The organism is Kribbella sp. NPDC056861 (assembly GCF_040687575.1).
Taxonomy (GTDB): domain Bacteria; phylum Actinomycetota; class Actinomycetes; order Propionibacteriales; family Kribbellaceae; genus Kribbella.
Window position 1 is genome coordinate 124,827 of record NZ_JBFBNQ010000002.1, and the last position, 22,904, is coordinate 147,730.

The 22,904-nt window shown below is 66.4% G+C and carries 21 protein-coding genes and 2 tRNA genes; 6 read left to right on the forward strand and 17 right to left on the reverse strand.

Annotated features, from left to right (window positions below; genetic code table 11):
• The first annotated feature begins 26 nt into the window (after positions 1 to 26).
• Positions 27 to 851 carry an LLM class flavin-dependent oxidoreductase gene (locus AB0P21_RS07590; RefSeq protein ID WP_363694619.1) on the forward strand — a complete coding sequence of 275 codons (825 nt, stop codon included), beginning with the start codon at positions 27 to 29 and terminating at the stop codon, positions 849 to 851.
• On the opposite strand, the gene AB0P21_RS07595 is transcribed toward AB0P21_RS07590, so the two are convergent.
• Together AB0P21_RS07595 and AB0P21_RS07600 are read right to left on the reverse strand one after the other, a co-directional pair.
• Positions 848 to 1,423 carry a dihydrofolate reductase family protein gene (locus AB0P21_RS07595; protein ID WP_363694621.1) on the reverse strand — a complete coding sequence of 192 codons (576 nt, stop codon included), beginning with the start codon at positions 1,421 to 1,423 and terminating at the stop codon, positions 848 to 850. The genes AB0P21_RS07590 and AB0P21_RS07595 overlap by 4 nt on opposite strands.
• 132 nt (positions 1,424 to 1,555) lie before the next feature.
• The gene (locus AB0P21_RS07600) at positions 1,556 to 2,494 is read right to left on the reverse strand and encodes a hypothetical protein (RefSeq protein ID WP_363694623.1); all 939 of its coding nucleotides are present in this window, start codon (positions 2,492 to 2,494) and stop codon (positions 1,556 to 1,558) included.
• Positions 2,495 to 2,572: 78 nt separating this feature from the next.
• On the opposite strand from AB0P21_RS07600, the gene AB0P21_RS07605 reads away from it, so the two are divergent.
• Positions 2,573 to 3,073: an EndoU domain-containing protein gene (locus AB0P21_RS07605; protein WP_363694624.1), complete on the forward strand. Its 501-nt coding sequence runs from the start codon at positions 2,573 to 2,575 to the stop codon at positions 3,071 to 3,073.
• 452 nt (positions 3,074 to 3,525) lie between these two features.
• Positions 3,526 to 4,629 carry a hypothetical protein gene (locus tag AB0P21_RS07610; RefSeq protein ID WP_363694626.1) on the forward strand — a complete coding sequence of 368 codons (1,104 nt, stop codon included), beginning with the start codon at positions 3,526 to 3,528 and terminating at the stop codon, positions 4,627 to 4,629.
• A 189-nt stretch (positions 4,630 to 4,818) separates the two neighbouring features.
• Here the strand turns inward: AB0P21_RS07610 and AB0P21_RS07615 are convergent, their stop codons facing one another.
• Both AB0P21_RS07615 and AB0P21_RS07620 read right to left on the reverse strand, forming a co-directional pair.
• Entirely contained in the window at positions 4,819 to 5,415 is a 597-nt protein-coding gene (locus AB0P21_RS07615; RefSeq protein WP_363694628.1) for a GAF domain-containing protein, read from the reverse strand.
• A 630-nt stretch (positions 5,416 to 6,045) separates the two neighbouring features.
• Positions 6,046 to 6,119: transfer RNA gene (locus tag AB0P21_RS07620), tRNA-Ile, on the reverse strand.
• Positions 6,120 to 6,240: 121 nt separating this feature from the next.
• On the opposite strand from AB0P21_RS07620, the gene AB0P21_RS07625 reads away from it, so the two are divergent.
• On the forward strand, positions 6,241 to 6,387 hold the full coding sequence (locus AB0P21_RS07625; RefSeq protein ID WP_164603490.1) for a hypothetical protein: 147 nt from the start codon (positions 6,241 to 6,243) through the stop codon (positions 6,385 to 6,387).
• A 125-nt stretch (positions 6,388 to 6,512) separates the two neighbouring features.
• Here the strand turns inward: AB0P21_RS07625 and AB0P21_RS07630 are convergent.
• The 8 genes from AB0P21_RS07630 to AB0P21_RS07665 all read right to left on the reverse strand — a co-directional run bounded on the left by AB0P21_RS07630 (position 6,513) and on the right by AB0P21_RS07665 (position 14,883).
• Positions 6,513 to 6,585 (reverse strand) — tRNA-Asn (locus tag AB0P21_RS07630).
• Positions 6,586 to 6,678: 93 nt separating this feature from the next.
• Complete coding sequence (locus tag AB0P21_RS07635; protein ID WP_363694630.1) at positions 6,679 to 7,221, reverse strand: hypothetical protein; 543 nt, start codon at positions 7,219 to 7,221, stop codon at positions 6,679 to 6,681.
• Positions 7,222 to 7,250: 29 nt separating this feature from the next.
• Positions 7,251 to 8,141, reverse strand: coding sequence for a sigma-70 family RNA polymerase sigma factor (locus AB0P21_RS07640; protein ID WP_363694632.1), 891 nt, complete (start codon positions 8,139 to 8,141; stop codon positions 7,251 to 7,253).
• Positions 8,142 to 8,225: 84 nt separating this feature from the next.
• Positions 8,226 to 10,130, reverse strand: coding sequence for a DNA primase (gene dnaG / locus AB0P21_RS07645; protein WP_363694633.1), 1,905 nt, complete (start codon positions 10,128 to 10,130; stop codon positions 8,226 to 8,228).
• Between the two features lie 48 nt (positions 10,131 to 10,178).
• Positions 10,179 to 11,423 (reverse strand): FAD-dependent oxidoreductase, encoded by a 1,245-nt coding sequence (locus AB0P21_RS07650; RefSeq protein WP_363694634.1) that lies wholly within the window; start codon positions 11,421 to 11,423, stop codon positions 10,179 to 10,181.
• Between the two features lie 9 nt (positions 11,424 to 11,432).
• Positions 11,433 to 12,659, reverse strand: coding sequence for a deoxyguanosinetriphosphate triphosphohydrolase (locus AB0P21_RS07655; RefSeq protein ID WP_363694635.1), 1,227 nt, complete (start codon positions 12,657 to 12,659; stop codon positions 11,433 to 11,435).
• Positions 12,660 to 12,670: 11 nt separating this feature from the next.
• A complete protein-coding gene (locus AB0P21_RS07660; protein ID WP_363694636.1) occupies positions 12,671 to 13,321 on the reverse strand; it encodes a dihydrofolate reductase family protein in 651 nt (216 codons plus the stop codon).
• 35 nt (positions 13,322 to 13,356) lie between these two features.
• Positions 13,357 to 14,883 (reverse strand): UDP-N-acetylglucosamine 1-carboxyvinyltransferase, encoded by a 1,527-nt coding sequence (locus AB0P21_RS07665; protein WP_363694637.1) that lies wholly within the window; start codon positions 14,881 to 14,883, stop codon positions 13,357 to 13,359.
• A gap of 176 nt (positions 14,884 to 15,059) precedes the next feature.
• Here AB0P21_RS07665 and AB0P21_RS07670 point away from each other — a divergent pair, with 176 nt between their 5' ends.
• Entirely contained in the window at positions 15,060 to 16,262 is a 1,203-nt protein-coding gene (locus AB0P21_RS07670) for a hypothetical protein (RefSeq protein WP_363694639.1), read from the forward strand.
• Positions 16,263 to 16,288: 26 nt separating this feature from the next.
• Here AB0P21_RS07670 and AB0P21_RS07675 read toward each other — a convergent pair whose 3' ends face one another.
• The 4 genes from AB0P21_RS07675 to ppdK form a co-directional block, all read right to left on the reverse strand.
• Entirely contained in the window at positions 16,289 to 16,561 is a 273-nt protein-coding gene (locus AB0P21_RS07675) for a muconolactone Delta-isomerase family protein (RefSeq protein ID WP_363694640.1), read from the reverse strand.
• A 150-nt stretch (positions 16,562 to 16,711) separates the two neighbouring features.
• Positions 16,712 to 17,503 (reverse strand): class I SAM-dependent methyltransferase, encoded by a 792-nt coding sequence (locus AB0P21_RS07680; protein ID WP_363694641.1) that lies wholly within the window; start codon positions 17,501 to 17,503, stop codon positions 16,712 to 16,714.
• Entirely contained in the window at positions 17,500 to 18,438 is a 939-nt protein-coding gene (locus AB0P21_RS07685; protein ID WP_363694642.1) for a hypothetical protein, read from the reverse strand. Before AB0P21_RS07685 ends, AB0P21_RS07680 begins: the two co-directional genes overlap by 4 nt.
• Positions 18,439 to 18,511: 73 nt before the next feature.
• On the reverse strand, positions 18,512 to 21,178 hold the full coding sequence (ppdK, locus tag AB0P21_RS07690) for a pyruvate, phosphate dikinase (protein WP_363694643.1): 2,667 nt from the start codon (positions 21,176 to 21,178) through the stop codon (positions 18,512 to 18,514).
• A gap of 349 nt (positions 21,179 to 21,527) precedes the next feature.
• Between ppdK and AB0P21_RS07695 the strand changes: the two genes are divergently transcribed.
• Positions 21,528 to 22,541 carry a DUF4238 domain-containing protein gene (locus AB0P21_RS07695; RefSeq protein ID WP_363694644.1) on the forward strand — a complete coding sequence of 338 codons (1,014 nt, stop codon included), beginning with the start codon at positions 21,528 to 21,530 and terminating at the stop codon, positions 22,539 to 22,541.
• Positions 22,542 to 22,637: 96 nt separating this feature from the next.
• Here AB0P21_RS07695 and AB0P21_RS07700 read toward each other — a convergent pair whose 3' ends face one another.
• A complete protein-coding gene (locus AB0P21_RS07700) occupies positions 22,638 to 22,853 on the reverse strand; it encodes a hypothetical protein (protein ID WP_363694645.1) in 216 nt (71 codons plus the stop codon).
• Positions 22,854 to 22,904 lie beyond the last annotated feature (51 nt).

The window sequence follows — 22,904 nt, forward strand, 5'->3', positions numbered from 1 at the left end:
GTCACAAGAAGCAGAGGACACCGACAATGGCTGACAAAACCAGCGGACCGCGACCCTTCCGATTCGGAGTCGTCGCACCCGTCCAGACCGACCTACCGACCTGGCGAGACCAGGTACGCCGTATCGCCGACCAGGGCTACTCGACCATCCTGATGCCCGACGTACAGCAATGGCAGCCGGCGCCCGGCCCCGCATTGGCGGTCGCCGCGACCCTCGCCCCCACTCTGCGGATCGGCACCTGGGTCTACGCCTCTCCCCTCCGCGCTCCCTCCAGCGTGGCATGGGAAGCACACTCGCTGTCGGTACTCACCGAAGGCCGCTTCGAGCTGGGCATCGGCCCCGGCCGCCCTGGTATGGAAGGCGAATTGCGCCAGTCAGGTCTCCCCGTCGCGACCCCAGCCGAGCGCCTGACCCAGGTCCGCAACGCCATCACCTCCCTTCGAGAACTCGACGGCTCAGACCGCCGTACGCCGGTAGTCGTCGCAGCCCGCGGCCCCAAATCCTGGACCCTGGCAACCGAGCTCGCCGACACCATCATCGCCGCAGTGACCAGCGACTCCCGGGCCGAAACCATCCAACGAGCGATCGACGCCAGCACCACCCGAGACGTCGAACTCGCCCTCCACATCCCGGTAGTCGGCGACATCGTGGCCCCCTTCATGGCCGGCCCCGACACGGACGCCGCCGCCCTGCAAGCGGCCGACTCGCTACTGGCCCTCCCCAACGACCCCTCGGCAGCCGTCGAGGAAATCCTCAAACGCCGAGAAGAAGGCGGCTTCTCGTACTTCGTCATCGGCGCCAACGCCGCCGAAGCCCTGGCCCCCGCCGTAGCCAAACTGACCGGCCACTAACAGACCTGATACCGCAGATGCAGCACACCTTCCCCGTCAAGAGACTCCACCAGCCGCAACTGCCGCATCTCCCCCGGCAGCTCATCGAAGAGCCGTCGCCCCCGACCCAACAACACCGGCACCAGACTGATCACCAACTCATCCACCAGCCCGACCGCCAGCAACGCCCGGACCAGTTCCGCTCCATGCATCATCACGTCACGATCACCAGCCGCAGCCGCAGCCTTAGCCTTCGCCACCGTCGACTCGATCCCGGTGACGTACTGCGCAACCCCCGGCGCCGGGTGGTCCGGCAGTTGGCGAGTCAGCACAAAGATCGGTACTCCGTCATGGTGGTCGCCACTCCACTCGTTGGCGAGCTCGAACGATCGCCGCCCGACAATCACTGCACCGGACGTCATCATCTCTTCGAGAACCCCGGCATTCACCCCGCGCCCGTGCTCGCCGCCCTCAGCCATCCAGGCATGCAGCGGTTCGCCACCGACCCCCAGCCCGCGCCCCGGCGCGTCATCACCCTCCGCCGCAATGAACCCATCGAGCGACATCGACATGTACACAACCAGCTTGCTCATGCTTCTCCTCAGTCCGACGCTGTCAGGACGATCCTGGTCGCCTCCGAATCAGCGATCAATGAGCAGATCGGCGCGATTGCTAAGCCGGAATGAACAATCGCCAGCTCCGAGGTTCTGCCTCGACAGCCGGCGCTACCACTCCCAGCGAAACCCGACGACGGCTTGTTCGAGGTACGGCACGAACTGGTGCAGCTCTGCTGTGGATGACGGCTCGACCGCGATCTCCTGGCTTGGCTCCCCGCCGGCATACTCGTCCCATTGGCACCACCAGCTCCTGAGGGGCTGCCTGCCCTCGAAGATCACTCGCAGATCCACATTCTCGATCCGCTTTCTGGCCGCCCTTCGCACCTCGGTACTCGGTTGAGCTTCCGGCCGGTGAGTCGTCGAGTACTGGAGTGACGAGTGATGTCCTCGCATCAGCGCTGGACGAAGTTCGATCTCGACACCAACGAAGCCGGGATCGCTGGCGTGCAATCCAACCAAACGACCACCGGAGTCAACGGTGACCTCTTCCACCGTGTCAGGCGGGCTGTAGCCGAACGAGGTCACGCGATCCTCGAGGGCAGCGATGACGTGGCTCGTCTCGACCCGGTACAGCGAGCGATCCGATCCGACGAAATACCTCGAGAAGAGGGCGATCGTCCGATGTCGCTGGGGCAGCACAATGGGAATCGCAGGATGCCGAAGCGTGAAGGCGATACCTTCCCCTTCGATATCAATAGCGTTCTTCCCCGCGAACAGGCTCCAGACCTGACGGGTGTCCTCGGCATCGAAATCGAACGCTCCGGCCAGCCAGGTCAAGGTTTCATGGCCCAATTGCTCACCGAGCAGCGCCTGCCGAATGCGATCCCGCAACCGGCGCGGGAGATCTCGATCCGTATCAGGCTTCAAGCCCTCATCCCAGAGAAAGAGCGCGACGACCTGCGATATCGCCGCATAGCTGACATCGCCGGACCGAATCCTCTTGGCATGCATCGCCCACCGGCGTCGGTACTCCGGCCGCGCTGCCAAAAGGTTGTGGAGGTAACGACCTGCCGCGACAACACCTTCTGACGGTGTCGAACTCGGCATCAAGTTCCCCCTCGGAGACTGGCGGAACGCTACGGACGGGTCGTACCTTTACCAGATCGATTGTAGAGGGAACCCGCGATGCCCACCGGCCCTGAACCGTACGACGCCAAGAACACCTACAGGCATGAGGCATCCAGCCGTCCGCCGATGAGTGGCCGCTTCGGCGGGCCGGACGAGCTCACCGTCCACGCTGAAACTCTCGAGGTCACGCCAGAGATCAGGCAACGCGGAAGTTACCTGTCCCCCTTCCGGATGGACCACATCGCAGAGCTTCACTCCGACCGTGCCGCCGCCCGCGAACTCGGCAAGAGCCTGTTTCCGACCGACTGGTCGGACGATCAAATCTTCGAGGCGGCTCAGTCTGTTGCCAGCGACCCCTCATCGCGATGGACCCGCGGCGAAGACGACTTCAGCGGCAAACCCGACACACTGTTCAACCCCTGGCACACCTTGCCCGACGTGGACGCGGCGATCCCCGCGCGCTTCAGAGTCGACGGAACCTGCGACGGCATCAAACTCCGGGTGATCGTCGAGCCCTACGGCGAAGGAATCATCTCCGCCTACACCTTGGCTCACTGAGTTCCCGGCCCGGCCGGCTCATCGCCATAAGCCCGCCATAGCCTCCCTACCTTCAAGCCGTCAGCTCATCTGAGCCGGCGGCTTCTCACGTCCCAGACGAACGAAGCCTCCTGCGGACGGAGGGACCAAAGCCGTGAACCGACACCCGGTCACCGACCCGGACTCCAACTCCTCGACCATGCATCTGGCCTGCCGTCTGAGTCCGACGATCGCGCTCATCATCAGCGTCGGCATCTTCAGCCTCCGCCTGTCACTGGAGGGAAAGGTTTCGGCAACCGGCGCCCGGGGTTCGTGTACCCGTCACCGCTTTCAAGCCATCCGTATCGAAGCACAGCTACGCCGACTTCGTTGCCGATCTCCCCGTCACCCACAGAGGCCTTCGACTGGTACGACGAACTCCATCGGTGACCAATCGGTTGCACGAAGTAGTTGCCTACTGCATGCTCTGGTCCATGAGACGACTCGTCGGTTGGATCGTGTTGGGGCTGATAGCAAGCATCCTGGTTCCGCTTCCAGCGACCCCCACAGTCACTGCGGTCACCGAGCTCCCAGGTGGCAAGGCGAACTGGGTGGTATCGGTCGGCGGGCTGAACAACTCATCGGTGAACAACTACGCGAACTGGACCAGGCTCGGGTGGTACATCTTCGCCACCGACGGCACCGTCCGGACCAGCTGGTGGAGTTGGAACCAGCTCGACAAGCCGATGCGCGTCGACGCGATGACCGCAAGCTGCGGCGGCAACGTCCCGACCTGCGCCGTCCAGACGATGGACAGCTTCCTGAAGGCGCCCACCGGCGCCTTCGAGGGCACCTATCAGACCTCCGCCGGCAAGCTCGAGGTCAGCTGGACCAAGAGCAACTCGGGCCAAACCTTCAATCCGCCCCTGACCGAGCGCTGGAACCTCGACGCCATCCCTGGTGGCAAGGTGGCCCGGATCAGCAGCGACGAGTTCCACGGACCGGTACCGGAGGTGTTGACGCCGCCGGCCAACTTCTCCACCTATACGGCGAAGTTCGGCATCGGGTACGGCAGCAACGCGCCGCTCTCGGCGGCGAACAAAGCAAGCATCACGGACATCCGGACGGAGTACGGCCAGGCAGAGTTCGTCGGCCGCTACGTCGTTGCCAATCGCGACACCGTCCAGCGCCAGGCCTCCGGACTGCGGTTCGTCGGATACGACCAGTGGCGGTCATGTCCGAGCGGCAAGTGTGTGGGCTACCGCCAGACCGGCGTCGAATCGTGTGCAGCAAGTTGCATGGCACCGTGGAAAAGCACAGACCGGATGCGCTACCTCGCCGACGCACCCCCGGCCCGGAACAACATCTACACCTACTGGTGCGTGTGCCTGGCCAAGGACGAACCTTGCTACAAGGCCAACAACCACGTGCAGTCGTTGCTGCAGGTGATCGACGACGACCGGAAGCTACAAGGCTGGGTAGGCGTCGAAACGTCGACCAGCGTCGACTCGGACGGACTCAAGCCGGACAACAGGCTCTTCAACGCCTACTGGGGCATCCTCGACATGGTCACACCTACCCTTCGTGGACCTGGGTAGTACAGCCCTCGCGTACTGCGACCGCCCTGGATCCGCCGCCGTCGGGGTTCCACAGGCGCCTCGCAGTCAGCCATCACGATGGCCGCGCTGACCGAACTGGCACTTCAGTCACCTCTCCCATCAACCGTCTCGGCAAGAAGCGGCCGGCCGGCGTAGATCCTGGCAAGACTGCGTCACAGCTCAGGCTGCTCACGCAGTGCGAGACTCGATCGCCCCGGTCAGATCCGCGGTTGCCTGGGTAGCGGCGACTGCCAGGGCGGCATGGACGGCGAGTAAGTCTGCCGAGGCTTTGTCGTCTGGCCCGAATCTGCTGGTTTGGGCAGCGTAGAAGGTGATGGAGCCCAAGAACGACTGGCCGGCGCGGAGCCTGACGACGTACGCGCTGCGTACGCCCAATTCGGACAGGCCCGTGCTCCATTCCTGCCATAACTGATCCAGTGAGGTTCCCTGGTTCGACACCGTGGCGGGCCCAGGCTGAACCGCCAGTCCGTATTTCCCGCCAGTACCCACGTTCCGCGAGCCGAGAGCATCAGTGAGGCGTGGGTCGGAAGTCGCCGATACCGCCGGGGACTGCCCTGCCGGCCGAACGTCGATCGCGGCCCAGTCACAGTGGACAGCCGTAACGGCGCACTCGAGGACAAGCGCCAGGACCCGACCGAGATTCGGCGCGACAGACAGATCCGACGCCAACATCGCGAACGCCTTCGCAGAAGGCTGTTCCGGGTCCGATGCCAAGGTCTCGCGCCGATGGTGAGCTCGGCGCCGATCAGGATTCGCCAAGGTCATAGCGCCGCCCTGGATCGACGGTGCTGGAAAATGAGCGTTCCGGACATGGGCGGACCCCCTTGCTAGGCACTCCGTGGAGCGCCGCCGGGGGCTGGGGCAGCGGTGAAGCTGGTTGACGACGGTACTCGTCGCACAGCGCGAAGGTACCGAATCAAGCAGCTCTTCGAAATCGCGGGACCCGATCCGTCAAAGATCAGGACCTGCCTGGTATGGCAAGTCCGTACCCAGTATCGCCAACGCTGACACCCCCACTTCGGAGCCGCCCGCGCTCCGGATCGGACTCACGCCGCTTCTTCCTCAGCGTGACGCGTTCACGGCAGCCGTTGGGGCAGGGTGTCGGTCGCGGTGGGTTGCGCTTGTCATCGATCTCGTTAAGAAGACGGGTCCGTGCTCGCGCCGCCTCGTGAGCCTGCGTCGGGTCTCGCGAGTTGATCTCTCCGTTTAGAAGCCTGGCCGCCGCTTCAGTACCGATCGGGCGGAAGTCACGAGCTACGTTCCGGCAGAAGGCCGCCGCACCTTGGGCACCCGCGCGACGGAGGAGCGGTAGTCGCAGAAGGGTGGGTGGGAGCGCCCGGAGCTGGGAGCGACGGAGGAGCGAGCGGGCGGAGGGTGCGCGGGCGCAGTACGGGGTGGGGCGGGTGGGACTCGAACCCACGACCCAGGGATTATGAGTCCCTTGCTCTAACCGGCTGAGCTACCGCCCCCGAACGGGTTTGCCGCGTGGTGATGGTATCGGATTCCAGGGGTGGGTCAGGGGGATGACGGAGGGGTTTTGCTTCCGTGGTGGGGGATGATGGGGAGCCAGGTCCGATGAAGGGAAGTTCGATGGGCTGGTTCATCTTTTTGGTGCTCGTTGTGGGTGCCGTGGCGGCGTACAAGTTCCGGGTGCCGTTGATCGCGAAGCTGACGGGGCAACCGCAGCACCGGATTCAGCGGGCGATCGAGAAGCGCAAAGAGAACAAGAGGCGCTGAGAAGGAACGTGAGAGGCCGAAGGGTTGGCTCGGGGTGGTGAGTGCGCCGGGCTGGCCCTGGCCGATGCGTGGGCAGGTACGAGAAAGGCCGGTTCCTGGTGAGGAACCGGCCTGATCTGTTCTTGCTCCCGCGACTGGACTCGAACCAGTAACCTGCCGGTTAACAGCCGGCTGCTCTGCCAATTGAGCTACGCGGGATCGAGGTGCTTCTTCGTCCTCAACCCCGAGGACTTGAGTAGGTTAGCAGGCCTTGGACCAAGTACAAAAATGGGAATTGGGGTTGCTGTCAGGTCAGATTCCGAACTCGTCGCGGATGGCTGCCAGGGCGGCTTCGGCGCGCTCGATCAGGCCGGGGTCGGTGGGCTCCAATCCCTTGTCCAGAACGAAATTCCAGTTCACCGGGGCGTCTGGTTCCGAGTGGTTGCGGCGGCCGACGATGCGGACGCCCTTCTTGCCGGCGAGGGGGACGTGGCGCTGGACCACGACGCTGGCGTCCACTCGCTCGCGCAGGAGCTGGCCGAAGCGGGCGGGGTCTTCGACCTTCAGCTCGGTTTCGCGGAGCGGGGTGCCGAAGGCGGTGGTCTCGTAGACGCGCAGGATCGACTCCTCGGAGTCCCAGCCGGCTCGCTCGATCTTCTCCCAGCCGACTCGGCGGACTGCGCCGTCGGTCTCGGTCGGTAGGTAGACCGCTGCGCGGCTGCCCGCGACCCAGTTGCCGTCGAGCAGCTGGACGGCGGCCAGGATGTCCTCTTTGCCGCCCGGGGAGTACCTGGAGGCGATGGTGACCGCCTCGGTCAGCTCGCGCGGCCACGACGTACGACGAAGTCTCAGCACTCCCCCATGATCTCAGCCCGGTCCAAGCGTCAGGCCGCGGCATAGTCACGCAGTCCGATCGCGCAGCGGCGGCGGAGCTCGGTCAGGGCCTCGGCTTCGAGGGTGCGGACCTGGTCGGCGTCGAGGTCGAGCAGGGCGGCTGTTTCGTCGACGGAGGCGGCGGCCGGGCCGATCAGGCCGAAGCGGAGGGTGAGAACTGCTCGTTGCAGGTCGTCGAGGAACTCGAGTTGGTAATGAAGATCACGTCGGAGGCCGGCTCGGAGCACGATCGGTTCGTCGTCGACGTACTGGTCGGTCTCGTCCAGGTCCAGGGTCTCCGGGCGGATCTTCCAGGCGTGAGCGCGCTCGACCCGGGCGATGGTGAGGGAGGCGCCGGCTGCCAGCTCGGCGATCGAGGGCTCGCGGCCCAGGCTTTGGGTCAGCTCGCGTTGGACTGCTGTGACCTTGCTGGCGTCGGTGTACGCCTGCGCGGGCATCCGGACCAGGCGGGAGCGGTCGGAGATGGCGCGGCCGATCGACTGGCGGATCCACCAGATCGCGTAGGTCGAGAAACGGTTGCCCAGCTTGTGGTCGAAGCGTTCCACCGCTCGCATCAGGCCTAGATTCCCCTCTTGGATGAGGTCCAAGAGAGAAATTCCTTTGCCGGTGTAGCGCTTGGCGAGAGACACGACCAGGCGGAGGTTCGACTCGATCATTGTGCGACGGGATCGCTCGCCCAGTTCGACGATGGTCTGCAGGTCGGCGATGAGGTCCGCGGGGTGTTGGAGCGCGGTCAGGCGGTCGGCGGCCAGCAGGCCGGCCTCTATCCAGGTGGCGTGGCTGGTGACTTCTTCGGTGGTGAGCAGGTCGTGGCGGCCGATGTCGCGGAGGTAGGCGATCAGGGCGTGCAGGTCGGCCGGGTCGCAGTCCAGGTGTGGCATGGGAGTCTCCCTTTGTTACTAGAGAGAGTGCCGCGATTACCTGGGGTGACTGGCAAGTAATTCCTGAGCTGTGGAAAACCGGGCTCAGATGGCGCCGCTGATGGCCTGTTCGCGGAGTTCGGCACGGTAGCGCTCCAGCGCGATCAGTTCGCCGAACATGCGGTTGTAGTCGTCGGCCTTGTCGATCGGGTTGGTGCGCTGCAGCTTCGACTTCAGGTCGGCGATCCGGCGCAGGCAGGTGAGTTCCTGGAGGCGCGCAAGGTGGGCCCGGGCGTAGATCTCGTCGGGGTCGCGGTCGAGGCGCACAGGGTCGACGGCCAGCGCGCTGACCACGGCGGCCGCAGGGTCGATACCCATCGCCTCGCGTACTGCGACAACCCACGCCTCCCCCGGCGCGGCATTCACGGGACCGCCCGTCTTCGCCATCGCGGCGCGCACAGCAGCCAGCCAGGGGTGAGTGAAGTCCTGGTCGTCCAGCTCGTCGAACGCAGTACCCATCAGGTGCGGGTGCTGCATCGCGATCTTGAGGACGTCCCACTCGATCGTGAAGCGCTGGTCACGCGGCGACGGCAGGTCAACCCGAGGGGGCGCCACCGGAGCTTCGCTGGTCGACTGCACAGGACCGCGGTCGGGCGCGGCCGTAGCAGGGGCAGGACGAGAAGCAGCACGATGTACTTCGGTCCGCACCTGGTCCACCTCCATCCCCAGATGCCCGGCCAGCTCGCGAGTGAAGGCATCCACCTTCGAGCGGTCCCGGATACTCACGACGAGCTTCGCCGCGTCGCGCAGCGCGTCGATCCGGGTGTCGGCGCGGTCGAGGTCGTACTTCGACAGCACGTTGGACAGCACGAACCGGTACAGCGGAACCCGCCGGCCAATCAGCTCGCGGACGGCCGCATCACCCTTCTGCAGCCGCAGGTCGCACGGGTCGAGCCCGTCCGGCTCCACGGCGACATAGGTCTGTGAGGCAAAAGCCTGGTCGCCTTCGAAGGCCTTCAACGCGGCGCGCTGGCCGGCGCTGTCACCGTCGAAGGTGAAGATCACCTCACCGCGGAACTGGTCGTGGTCGAGCAGCAGTTGCCGCAGTACGCGCGAGTGGTCCTCGCCGAAGGAGGTGCCGCAGGTCGCCACAGCAGTCTGTACTCCGGCCAGGTGGCACGCCATCACGTCGGTGTAACCCTCGACGACGACCGCCTGCTTGCCCTTGGCGATCTCCCGGCGCGCCAGGTCGACGCCGTACAGGACCTTGGACTTCTTGTAGATCGCGGTCTCGCCGGTGTTGAGGTACTTCGCCTCGATCTTGTCGTCGTCGAAGAGCCGTCGGGCGCCGAAGCCGATCACGTCGCCGCCGGCGTCGCGGATCGGCCACATCAGCCGGCCACGGAAGCGGTCGTAGAGCCCGCGCTGGCCGTCCGAGCACAGGCCGGAGGCGATCAGCTCGGTGTTGGTGAAGCCGCGGCCGCGCAGGTGCGCCACCAGCGACTCGCCGCCGCGGGGCGCGAAGCCGACGCCGAAGATGACGGCGGCGTCGCGGTCGAAGCCACGCTTGTCCAGGAACTGCCTGCCGAGCATCGCCTCCGGGGCGCCGAACAGCTGCTCGGAGTAGTACTCCGCGGCGACCTTGTGCGCCTCGACCAGCCGCGGCCGCTGGTTGCTCTGGGAGCGCTGGATCGGCGCGCCGGAGTCGTCGTACCGGAGCTGGATGCCGACCTTGGAGGCGAGCACCTCGACGGCCTCGTGGAAGCTGATCTGATCGATCTTCTGGATGAAGTCGATCACGTCGCCGCCCTCTTGGCAGCCGAAGCAGTAGAAGAAGCCGCGCGCGGGCGTGACGTTGAACGACGGCGACTTTTCGTCGTGGAACGGGCACAGTCCCTTGAGCGAACCGCCGCCCGCGTTCTTCAACGTCACATACGAGCCGACGATCTCGTCGATCCGAGCACGCTCGCGCACCAGCGCGATGTCCTCTTCCTTGATCCTGCCTGCCACGCGGTGAGTCTACGGTCCCGCCGAAGGCCGCGACACAACGGACGGCCGCTAGACCTCCGCGAGGTCGATCGAGGTGTCGGCGAGGCGGGCCGGGTCGAGCTGCTTCTTCGAGCGGATCAGGGTTTTGACGGTGTCCAGAGTGCCGTCCCAGGTGTTGACCTGCATGCCGGCCAGGACGTGATGGTCGTCGGCGAGCCAGAAGGCGACATAGGCGCCGGTGCTGGGGTCGCCGCGGAGGACCACCTGGTACGACGTACCGCGGGGGACGTCCCCGGTGTACTCCATGCCGAGGTCGTACTGGTCGGTGAAGAAGTACGGCAGCTCGTCCTGCGCGACGTCCTGGCCGAGGATCGCCTTGGCGGCGGCGGTGCCGCTGTCGATCGCGTTCTGCCAGTGCTCGACGCGGACCGAGTGGCCGAGCAGAGGGTGGTCCCAGCGGACGACGTCGCCAGCGGCGTAGACGCCTGGCGCAGAGGTCTGCAGGTCGGGGCCGGTGAGGATGCCGGAGCCGTCGGAGGGGCTGGCGACCTTGATGCCGGTGGCCTCGGCGAGTTCGGTGTTGGGTTGGACGCCGACTCCGACGATCACCAGATCCGCAGGCAGCACCTCGTCGCCCGACACCCGTACGCCGGTGACCTTGCCGTCGCCTTCGAAGCCCTCGACGGTGGTGTCGAAGCGTAGCTGTACGCCGTGTTGCCGGTGCAGCTCGGCGTAGAGCTCGCCGATCTGCTCCCCCATCGCCGAGGCAAGCGCCGTCGACTGCGGCTCGACGACGGTGACCTCGCAGCCACGCTCACGGGCAGCGGCAGCAGACTCGAGACCGATCCAGCCTGCGCCGACGACGACCACGCGCGGCTTCGCGGCGTACGCGTCGGTGAGCGCCTTCGACTCAGCCGCAGTACGCAGGTAGTGCACGCCTTCGAGGTCAGCACCCGGTACGTCGAGCTTGCGCACCCGGCTGCCGGTGGCGATCAGCAGCTTGTCGTACCCGAGCTCAGCGCCCTCGCCCAGCTTGACCGTGCGCGCAGCGGTATCGATGCCGGTCGCCTCGGTGCCGAGTCGCAGCTCGATGTTCTTCTCGTCGTACCAGGCCTGGTCGTGCAGCTGGGCGTCCGACGGCTCCTTCTTGCCGAGCAGCACGTCCTTGGACAGCGGCGGCCGCTCGTAGGGCAGCTCGGCCTCGGCGCCGACCAGCACGATCTCGCCGGTCCAGCCCTCGTCCCTCAGCGTCTCCGCGGCCTTGGCCCCGGCCAGGCTCGCTCCGATGATGACAATGCGCTCAGAGTCGGTCATATCCCGAGGTTAGACCAGACGTGTGTGCCAGCTCAGCGCCGACGGGTCGGTGAGCGACGCGACCTGGTCGATGATGACCCGCAGCCGGGCGTCGTCATCAGGAGCCGCCAGGAAATCTGCAGCGAAGGCAGCGTCGAGATCGCGAGGCGCGGACGCCCACAGCGCCTCGACCAGCTCGGTCAGCAGTTCGCGTTGGACCGCCCGACGGGCCTGCCGCTCGGGCGAGTTCAGCACATGGAACATGCCGATGCACTTCAGCAACGCGATCTCGACCCGCACGCTGTCCGGCGCGACCAGATCAGCCTCGTACCGAATCAGGCGCGACCGCCCGAAGCGCGCATGGGTCGCCTGCTCGGCCGCGGTGACGAACCGGCCGATCAGCTGACTGGTCAGATCCTTCAGCCCACCCTGCGCCCGACGGCTGTCGTCGAAGGCCGCCGTCGGCCAGTACGGCAGCCTGGTCAGCCGGGCCCAGCCGTCGTCCAGCTCCGCATCGGTTGCCTCCGGCAAGTAGATCCGCCGGACCGTCTCCCAGTACGGCGCCCGCTCGGCACCGATCCGGCCGAGATCGATGTGCCGCGCGACGATCCCGTCCTCGACGTCGTGCACCGAGTACGCCACGTCGTCGGCGAAGTCCATCACCTGCGCCTCGAGACAACGCCGGCCACCCTCGACGCCTTGCCGCAGCCAGTCGAAGACCGCCGCGTCGTCGTCGTACGCGCCGAACTTCCGCTCGCCCGGCTTGCGCTGCCACGGGTACTTCGTGGCTGCGTCAAGCGTCGCGCGACTCAGATTCAGCCCAACGCTGCGGCCCGCCGCGTCGAACGTCTTCGACTCCAGCCGGGTCAGCAGCCGCAAGGTCTGCGCGTTGCCCTCGAAGCCGCCGATCTTCTCGGCGAGCTGGTCGAGCGCCCGCTCCCCGTTGTGCCCGTACGGCGGATGGCCCAGGTCGTGGGCCAGACAAGCCGCGTCGACGATGTCCGGGTCGCAGCCGAGCGTGCTGGCCAGCTCGCGGCCGATCTGCGCGACCTCCAGGCTGTGGGTCAGCCGGTTGCGGACGAAGTCGTCGCTGCCCGCTGTCGCCACCTGCGTCTTGGCCGCCAGCCGGCGCAGCGCCGCGCTGTGCAGCACCCGCGCGCGGTCACGCGCGAACGCCGTCCGCCCGGGCCGCTTGACCGGCTCCGCGACCCAGCGCTCCGCGTCGTGCTCGTCGTACCACTCGTGTTGCTTCCTCATTGCTGCTCACACTAGCCAGTCGCACCGACAGTTTCGGCAACCTCGAGTGGACTGCCGGCAACGCAGTACCGGAGCCAGGTGACGCCGGTCTTGAAGGTCTCGACGTTGGCCAGCTCGAGGTTGAGGTGGCCGGTAAAGGAGTCGTTCCAGCGGGGTCCCGCGCCGGTCATCACCGGGTGGACGAGCAGGCTGAGCTCGTCGACCAGGCCGAGGTCGAACATCGCTCCGAGCAACCCACCGCCGCTGTCGACGCGGACGAGTTTGACCCCGCGACGGCCGAGCAGGTCGAGGATCTCGGCCAGGTCGACGTGGTCGTAACCGGTGACGAGCTCCGGGGTGGTGCTGTCCAGGGCGCGGGCCGGCGTCAGCTCGGAGTACAGGGCCAGGACGCCGGACCAGTAACCGAGGTCTCGGAGCTCTTCGAGGTTGTGGACCCGGTGCCGGCTGTCGACGACCGCGAGCAGTGGACCTGCCTCGCGGGCACCCGGCCGGGGCGCCACCCGGACAGCACTCTCCTGGGCGAGCAAGGTGTCGGCGCCGATCAGCGTGACGTCCTCCTGCCAGAGGGTCGCCATCGCGTAGAACCGCGCGTGATCGGCCTCGAAGCCGGTGGTCGCACCGTCGATCGAGACCGCTAGTTGAGCCACTACATGGGGCCGCATAACTCGAAAGCTAGACGGCCCCACCGACAGAAAACTCAGATGTCGCGGAACGTCTCGATCTGGGCGCCCAGGAGGTTGAGCCGGGCGGCCAGTTCCTCGTAGCCACGGTTGATGACGTAGACCGAGCGCAGTACCGAGGTGCCCTTGGCGGCCATCATCGCGATCAGCGTGACGACGGCCGGGCGCAGCGCCGGCGGGCACATGATCTCGGCGCCGGAGAAGTGCGTCGGGCCCTCGACCATCACCCGGTGCGGGTCAAGCAGCTTGACCCGGCCGCCGAGCTTGTTCAGGTCGGTCAGGTAGATGGCGCGGTTCTCGTAGACCCAGTCGTGGATCAGCGTCTGGCCGGTGGCGGTCGCCGCGATCACCGCGAAGAACGGCAGGTTGTCGATGTTCAGGCCCGGGAACGGCATTGGGTGGATCTTGTCGATCGGCGCGTGCAGCGTGGACGGCCGGGTGGTCAGGTCGACCAGCCGGGTCCGGCCGTTCTCGGCCAGGTACTCGTCGGTGCGGCTGTAGTCGAGGCCCATCTCCTCCAGCAGCGCCAGCTCGATCTCCAGGAACTCGATCGGCGCCCGCCGGATGGTGATCTCGGAGCTCGTCACGATCGCCGCGGTGAGCAGGCTCATCGCCTCGATCGGGTCCTCGGACGGGGCGTAGTCGACGTCGACATCGATCTCCGCCTGGCCGTGCACGGTCAGCGTGGTCGAGCCGACGCCGTCGATCCGGACCCCGAGCAGCTCCAGGTAGAAGCAGAGGTCCTGGACCATGTAGTTCGACGAGGCGTTCCGGATCACGGTGACGCCGTTGTGCCGGGCGGCGGCCATGATCGCGTTCTCGGTCACGGTGTCGCCGCGCTCGGTCAGCACGATCGGCTTGCCCGGCGTGATCGCCCGGTTGACCAGCGCGTGGTACTCCCCCGCGGTCGCCTTGATCTCCAGCCCGAACGGGCGCAGCGCCGACATGTGCGGCTCGACCGTGCGGGTGCCGAGGTCGCAGCCACCGGCGTACGGCAGGGCGAAGGTGTCCTCGCGGTGCAGCAGCGGGCCGAGGAACATGATGATGCTGCGGGTACGCCGGGCCGCCTCGGCGTCCATCGCGGCCAGGTCGAGGTGCTCCGGCGGCACGATCTCCAGGTCGCCGGCGTCGTTCAGCCAGGTGGTCTTGACCCCGATCGAGTTCAGTACCTCGAGCAGCCGGTTGACCTCCTCGATCCGCGCGACCTTGCGCAGCGTGGTCCGGCCCTTGTTCAGCAGGGAGGCGCACAGCAGCGCGACACCGGCGTTCTTGGACGACTTCACGTCGATGGATCCGGACAGCTGGAGTCCACCCACGACACGGAGGTGGACCGGACCGCCACCGAGAGAGACAATCTCGGAGTCGAGTGCTTCACCGATCCGGGCCAGCATCTCGAGAGTGAGGTTCTGATGACCCTTTTCGATCCGGTTCACGGCACTCTGACTGGTGCCGAGCACATCGGCGAGTTGGGTCTGCGTCCACCCGCGGTGCTTGCGGGCGTCCCGAATGAGATTGCCGATCCGGCTCAGGTAGTCAACAGTCATGCGCCGGACCTTATCTCACATGTGAGATACCGCTGCACCGACCCACCGCTCCCAGCGTAGCCAACGTCACGACGCACCGGCCGCCAACCCTCGGTGCATCCCCAGCGTCATAGTCTTAGCCATTCCGACCGCCCGGAGAGGAAGTATCGATGCCAGACGACGTCACAACGTCAGGTGTGACCGAGTTTGAGGCGGAGTCCTGGCCGCTGGAAGCAGCAGCTGAAGGCCTGCACCAAGTGATCGACGGCTTTCAGAACGGCGACACCCGGCCGCTGGTGATCGGGGACGGCGACCAGCCGGTGCTGGTGGTGCTGTCGATCGCCGACCTGGCCGACTTCCGCGCCCGGATCGCCGAACTGCTGGGCAATCCGGTGGATGCCGGCTGGCTGCGCTACTACCTGCGCTCCACCTTCGACATGAGCTCCGAGACCCTGGTCGAGCAGCTCGGCGTGGACACCGATCACGGCCTGTCCTCGCTGGCCAGCCAGGTGAACGTCGAGCAGGCCGCCGTGCTGCTGCCCGACCACCTCCGGCGGACCGAGGCCGGCGGCAACCCGCTGATGCTGATCGGCGACGGGATGCTGGCGACCGCGGCGCTGATCGCGTTCCCGGCCTTCTCGGTGCTGCTCGCGATGGAGAGCGACGGCAAGACCGACGACGACTCCTGCGCGCACGACGAGGAGGAGAAGCCGACCACGCCACTGGAGGTGCTGGCCGAGCGGCTCGGGCCGATCTCCACCCAGCTCGTCGCGCAGATCAACGCCGGGCGCCAGTTGGGGCTGCCGAAGTACGACCTGCACTTCGAGGACGACCTGATCGAGCACCTGCGTGACCTGGAGCGGCGCGCGCAGGCGGCTCCTGGCGGCGGCGCCTTCGACGAGCTGAGCGAGCTGCTGCACTCGTTCGACCAGATGCGCAGCGGCGAACTGGCCGACGAGGAGGACGAGGACGACGAAGAGGTCGCCGAGGCGCCGTACATCGAGGTCGCGGATCTGCCCGCGGCGCTGCCCGAGGTACGCGACGCGTTCCGGTCCGGCGCCGACGATCCCTACCTGATCGGCATTGACGGCAGCCCGCTGGCCGGGCTGATCTCCTACGACCTGTACGAGATGCTGCAGAAGGTCTCGGTCGACATGGATGGCACCGACGAGGCGCCGGTGCTGCCGCTGCCGGCGCCGCTGTGGGAGAACGGTCCGGAGATCCTGCCGTTCGACGCCGCGGTCGAGGTCTGCCCGGCCGTCATCGAGGACATCTCGAACGGCGAGGCGTCGATGCTGTTCGTCGCCGACGACGAGACGGGCGAACCCGAGATGGTGCTCGCCCCGCTCGTCTGGCTGTGGGCCTACGTCGACTACCTCGAGCTCGAGCCGACGGTCTGACCCGTACTACGTACGCCCGCCGGCCATCACGCCGGCGGGAACCCCCGCTCCCACTCCAGCAGCGTGACGATCTCGTAGACACCCGCCGTGGTGTACGGGTCCCTGGCGAGGATCTCGCCGAGCTCCGCCTCGTCGGCGACGTCGTAGATCAGCAGCGCGCCGGACTGGTCCGCGAACGGACCGGCCTCGTGCAACTTGCCGGCGGCGTGCAGCTCGGCGAGGTAGTCGCGATGCGCCGGGCGGACCTCCATCCGGCGGTCCGGGTCGGTGAACTTCAGCTGAAGCGCGAAAAGGGCCATGGCCTCAACCCTACTCAGGGAGGCCATGGCCCGGTCGCGACTCCACGTTGGTGCGGGAAGGGAGTCACGAGCCGCCACAGCGGCTGGTTCAGGTCGGACCCTAAAGTCGACGGTGATCGCCCTTCCCGCTCGGTTAGTTTGACCACCGGATCAGCTGGATGCAAGAGGTTGGTTAAGTTGATTTGCAGCGGATAGTTCGGTCAGGTAACGCTTGGTGATCGACCCGCCCGCGGCGTTGATGAGAGCGCTTACACAGCCATACAGACCGTCACGGCGCTGCGAAGTCAAGGCCCGGTGTCCCGAATAAGAACTGAGCAGATCGAGGTATTCGGCGGTCGTGTAGGTCTGTTCCCACTCGTAACGGTGGAAGACGACCGGTCCGAACCGGCCACTGGCGTCGATCTCGGCCGAGTCCTTCGGTACTGCGTCCGCCGGCTGCAGCCCGCCTTGCTGGGCATCCTCGGTGAAGCGGTCGTAGCAGCCCTGGACATCGATCCACAGCTGCTCGCTGCCACCCGCGATGTGATGCGTCGACACGATCGCGAGCAACCCGCCGGGACGCAGCGCGTCGGCCGACTTCGGCACCCGCACCTCGGGGTCGACCCAGTGGAACGCGGTCGCGGCCAGCACCAGGTCGAACTTCTCGGCCGGCAACGGCCAGCTCTCGAACGGCGCCGTGATCACCTCGAGCTCCGGCAGGTTGGCGCGTGCCACCCGGCTCAGCTCCGGGCTCAGCTCGACCGCCTTCACCGACCAGCCGCGCTTCAGCATCGGCTTGGTCGCCTGACCGGTGCCGCAGCCGATCTCCAGCACCCGCGGGCGCTTGGGTTTGCCGAGCAGCGCCGCCAGGTCGTCGTACAGGCGGGGTGGGTAGGTGGGGCGGACCCGGTCGTAGAGTTCCGCGTCCTCTCCGAAGGTCTGACGCAACGTCTCCCGGCTCATTGCTGAAGATTACGACGAATGCGCCCGCCGGAGCGCCAGAGCGCGGGCAGCAGCAGCGGCAGGAAAGCGGTGGCGAGTCCGACGTACAGGCCGACCAGGAAGAGCGTGCGCTGCTCGTCGTCCTCGGTGATCGAGTCGACCAGCGAGCCGCGGCCCTTGATCGCGGACACGTCCTCCTCGTACCAGAACAGCGTGCCCGCGACGAGCGGTTCCGGGCTGACGTTCTCGGCGCGGTTGGTCACCGGCAGCTCGCCGTAGTCGATCGTCAGCGTGAGCCGCTCCGGCACGAGCACCTTCGCGCCGTTGAGCGGGAAGCTCACCGCGCGGCGCTCAGCGGTCGGCAGGTAGCTGGTCCCGATGGCCGGCAGACCGAAGTAGATCCGTTTGCCGTCGGCGTTGGAGAAACCGCGTCCGGTGTCGACGCCGATCGTCGCCGCCAGCCCGTCGTCATCGCGAACGATCCGCCCGCTGATCACGCTCGCCTCGGTCGGCAGCTCAGGTGCCGCACTCGTCATCGCAGCATCGAGTTTGCCGACCTGACACCGCACCCCGCCCGTACTGCGTACTGCGTCGCCCGGGCAGCCGTCCACGACCTCGCCACCGGCCGTGTAGACGGCATTGCCGGTCAGGACCAGGGAGTAGCCAACCTCAGCTCCGGCGAACGACTTGTCGACCTGTACGTCGAAGTCCAGCGTCGCGTCCCGCACGGTGACCTCCATCGTCGCGGTCACGCCGGGCCGGTCGAAGTACAGGTAGGCGCTCCCCCGATCGTCGAGTGGCGCTCCGGAGTCGGAGACGGCCGCGTAGTCGCGGTAGAACCGCACGCCACCGACCACCAGCAACACCAGGACCACCACGATCAGCAGGAACCAGCCGGCTTCCTTGCCGCCGCCGACTCGCGCCAAGATCCGAGCCAGGACCCGCTTCCACCGCACCACTGAGCTCCCCGTTCAAAGGCGTGACCGTCTGCAGTCATCCTCTGACACAAAGTGGTGCGGTGTCCGGAGGTCAGGCCAACGCGGCGCGGCCGGCCTCCAGCCGCGCGACCGGGATCCGGAACGGCGAGCAGGAGACGTAGTCGAGGCCGACCTCGTGGAAGAAGTGGATGCTGTCCGGGTCACCGCCGTGCTCGCCGCAGACCCCGAGCTTCAGGTCGGAGCGGGTGGAGCGGCCGCGCTCGGCGCCCATCCGCACCAGCGCGCCGACGCCTTCCCGGTCGATCGACTCGAACGGCGAGACCGCGAAGATTCCCTTCTCCAGGTACTTCGAGAAGAACGAGCCCTCCACGTCGTCGCGGCTGAAACCCCAGGTCATCTGGGTCAGGTCGTTGGTGCCGAAGGAGAAGAACTCGGCCGACTCGGCGATCTGCTCGGCCGTCACCGCGGCCCGCGGCAGCTCGATCATCGTGCCGATCGGGGTCGCCCACTCAACGCCCTCGGAGGAGGCCACCTCGGCGAGCACTGCCTCGACCTCGTCGCGGGCCAACTGCAGCTCCTGGACCGCGCCGACCAGCGGAATCATGATCTCCGGCCGCGGATCCTTGCCGGCCTTGACCAGCTCCGCGGCGGCCGAGGCGATCGCCCGCACCTGCATCTTGAACAAGCCCGGGATCATCAGCCCGAGCCGCACACCGCGCAGCCCCAGCATCGGGTTCTGCTCGTTCAGCCGCTCGACCGCGGTCAGCAGGACGGCGTCGCGCCCCGGCTCCTCGCCCCGCTCCTTGGCCAGCGCGACCTTGACCGCCAGCTCGGTCAGCGGCGGCAGGAACTCGTGCAGCGGCGGGTCGATCAACCGGATCGTCACCGGCAGCCCGTCCATCGCGCCCAGCAGCTCCAGGAAGTCCTTGCGCTGCAGGGGTTCCAGTACTGCGAGCGCCGCGTCGCTCTCCTCCGCCGAGTCGGCCAGGATCAGCCGCTCGACGGCCTCCCGGCGCTCCCCCAGGAACATGTGCTCGGTCCGGCACAGACCGATGCCCTGGGCACCGAATCGGCGAGCCCGGGCCGCGTCGTCGCCGGTGTCGGCATTCGTCCGTACGTCGAGCCGCCGGATCTCGTCGGCGTGCGTCATCAGCCGGTGCACCGCGGCGACCAGCTCGTCACCCTCGTCGGCCGCCAGCGAGCCTTCGAAGTACTGGACGACCGGCGACGGGACGACCGGGACCTCGCCGAGGAAGACCTCGCCGGTGGTGCCGTCGATCGAGATCACGTCACCCTCGGAGACGGTCCGGCCCTTGACCTTGATCTTGCCCCCGGCAACATCAACCTCGAGGTCCTCGGCGCCGCAGACACAGGTCTTGCCCATGCCTCGGGCAACTACTGCCGCATGCGAGGTCTTCCCGCCGCGACTGGTCAGCACGCCCTGGGCGGCGATCATGCCGTGCAGGTCGTCGGGGTTCGTCTCTCGGCGGACCAGGATGACCTTCTCGCCGGCCTCAGCGGCCTCGACGGCGGCCGCCGAGGTGAAGACGACCTTGCCTGACGCGGCACCCGGTGAGGCGCCGATCGCCTTGGTGACCAGGTCTTTCGAGGCATCGCCGTCGAACCGCGGGAACATCAGCTGGGCCAGCTGCGCGCCCTTCACCCGGCGCAGCGCCTCGTCGGTGTCGATCACGCCTTCGTCGACCAGGCTGGTCGCGATCCGGAACGCCGCCCCGGCGGTCCGCTTGCCGACCCGGGTCTGCAGCATCCACAGCTTGCCGCGCTCGACGGTGAACTCGATGTCGCACAGGTCGCGGTAGTGACCCTCGAGCTTGGTCATGATCGCCATCAGGTCGTCGTACGACTTCTTGTCGATCTGCTCGAGGTCGGCGAGAGGCACCGTGTTGCGGATGCCCGCCACGACGTCCTCGCCCTGCGCGTTCTGCAGGTAGTCGCCGTAGACGCCGGGCTGGCCGCTGGACGGGTCACGGGTGAACGCGACGCCGGTGCCGGAGTCCATGCCCAGGTTGCCGAACACCATCGAGCAGATGTTCACCGCGGTACCGAGGTCCTTGGCGATCCGCTCCTGACGGCGGTACAGGATCGCGCGCTCGGAGTTCCAGGAGCCGAACACCGCCTCGGTGGCGAGGTCCATCTGCTCGCGCGGGTCCTGCGGGAAGTCACGGCCGGTGTGCTGCTTGACGGCCGCCTTGAAGTTGTCGACCAGCGCCTTCAGGTCGTCGGCGTCCAGGTCGAGATCGTTCTTGGTCCCCTTGGCCTGCTTGGCCGCCTCGATCGCGTCCTCGAAGACGTCGCCTTCCATCCCCAGCACGGTTTTGCCGAACATCTGGATCAGCCGGCGGTAGGCGTCCCAGGCGAACCGCGGGTTGCCGGACTGCTGCGCGAGGCCGTTCACCGAGTCGTCGTTGAGGCCGACGTTGAGGACGGTCTCCATCATGCCGGGCATCGAGACCGCGGCGCCGGAGCGGACCGAGACCAGCAACGGGTCGTCGGCCTGACCGAGCTTCTTGCCCATCTTCTGCTCGAGTGCGGCGACGTGGTGATCGATCTCGTCGGCCAGCTCGGGCGGCACCGAACCGGTGGCCAGGAACACCTTGCAGGCGTCGGCGGAGATGGTGAAACCGGGCGGTACCGGCAGCCCCAGGTTGGTCATCTCGGCCAGGTTCGCCCCCTTGCCACCGAGCAGTTCCTTCATGGACTTGTTGCCTTCGGCGAAGTCGTAGACGAGTTTCGGCACGGTGACTCCCTGAGGTGTGGGCGGCGTGACTGGCGCGGCTTGGTGGCCGCTGGCCCGACGACTTCGGTGGCGAGGGCGTCTTTTCAGAGTAAGCGCAAAAACCATGCCAGTTGAACACTGGTCTCACGATGAGACGGGTGATGCTGCCCACATCCAGTGGTCGGAAAACCCTTACCACGTTGACAACGCAGGACAAACGCGGGTTTTCCCGTGGAAACACGAAAGCGGGCGCATGCTCACCTTCGAGATGAGCACACGCCCGGCGGCCGCTCGCGCAGGACGTGAGCCGTACGCCAGTCATCGAAGACGGCGCGAGAAACGCTGTTGCCAAGATCAGGACAATAGATACATGGCAACGCAGGTCAGGCGGGAGCACCACACAGTACCCAAGCTGTATCTGCGCGGATTTTGTCACACCAAAGGCATAGCCAAGAACATGGTAATCGCCCGCGGCCGAACCTCATCCGACCAGCACCTGACGATCAAGCAGGCCACAGTCGTAACGGACTTCTACAGCATAGATGGAGAACCAGACCTTCTAGAGAAGCTGATCGGCGATAGCCTCGAGAATCCAGTCGGACCGATAATGGTCAATCTGAGAAAAGGGACACTACCCAACCCCGGCGCCGACAGGGCAACCCTTGAGGTTTTCATAGCTTTTCAAATGGTTCGCACGGTCGCTTTTCGGGAACTGATGATCGAACTGACTCACCATCTCGCCCCGACTCTGTTCGCGTCCGATGTGATCCAGGAAGCAGTGCGTACGAATCCTTCACTTAAAGATGGCGGCTTCGACCTTGCGCAACTAGCCAAAGAACTCGCTCCACGGACTCCCGAAGCTTACCTTGAAGCCTCCAAGGCTTCCATCATGCGCAATATGATCCGGGAGGCGGAGCGACTGAGATTGTTACTCAGCAAGATGGAGTGGCACTTGTCGCACTCCGTGGAGGCGCTGCTCGTGACGGGTGACGCCCCTGTCGTCGTCACCGACAGTTCTGGCACGGTCACCAACACTCCGCAGACGCTTCCGGAGCTACACGAAGTTCACGTGCCGATAACCCCACATCGGCTTTTGACCATAACTTCGATTCCAAGGATTGGTCATTCACAAGAACTTAGCGCGACCATGGCACAGGTCGTCAATCAGGCCATTGCCAGAAACTGCACGGAGTATGTCTTTCGCCGACCAGACATGGACTGGCCAAGCAGTATTGTAATTTCACGCGCTCGAAGCCATCTGCCAGCTCCCGCCGTTGATGTACGGCCCAGCAACGGCCCTGCAACTCAGATGACCTGGCCCTCCTTGGACAATCAAATTCTGGCCAACGCTATGAAGCTCTTGGGTGGCGATCCCGACCTCTGACTCATCGAAGTTGTGCGGTGAGGGAACGCTCACAGAAGCCGGGTCATCCAGCCATGACCCTCGCCTTGGGGAAGGTCAGAGCCAACCTCGGGGTCCTCAGGTAGTCGCCGACGACGGCCGCGCCGAGGCCGTCCGGGATCCCAGCACCAGACCGCCACTGCGGCGAGCGAGCAGATCCACGAACGAGTTCAGCCGCGGATCACCACCGAACCGGAAGATCGACAGCGTCGCCCCAGCTTGGCCAGGCTGTCGACCTCGAAGCCCGTCTTGCGCGAGGGTGCCCGGCTGCGGCGGACAGTCGAACTCCGTCATACCGACCAGCGGGGGCTTTCCGCAGAGAGCACCGGGGCTCTGAGCGTGCCA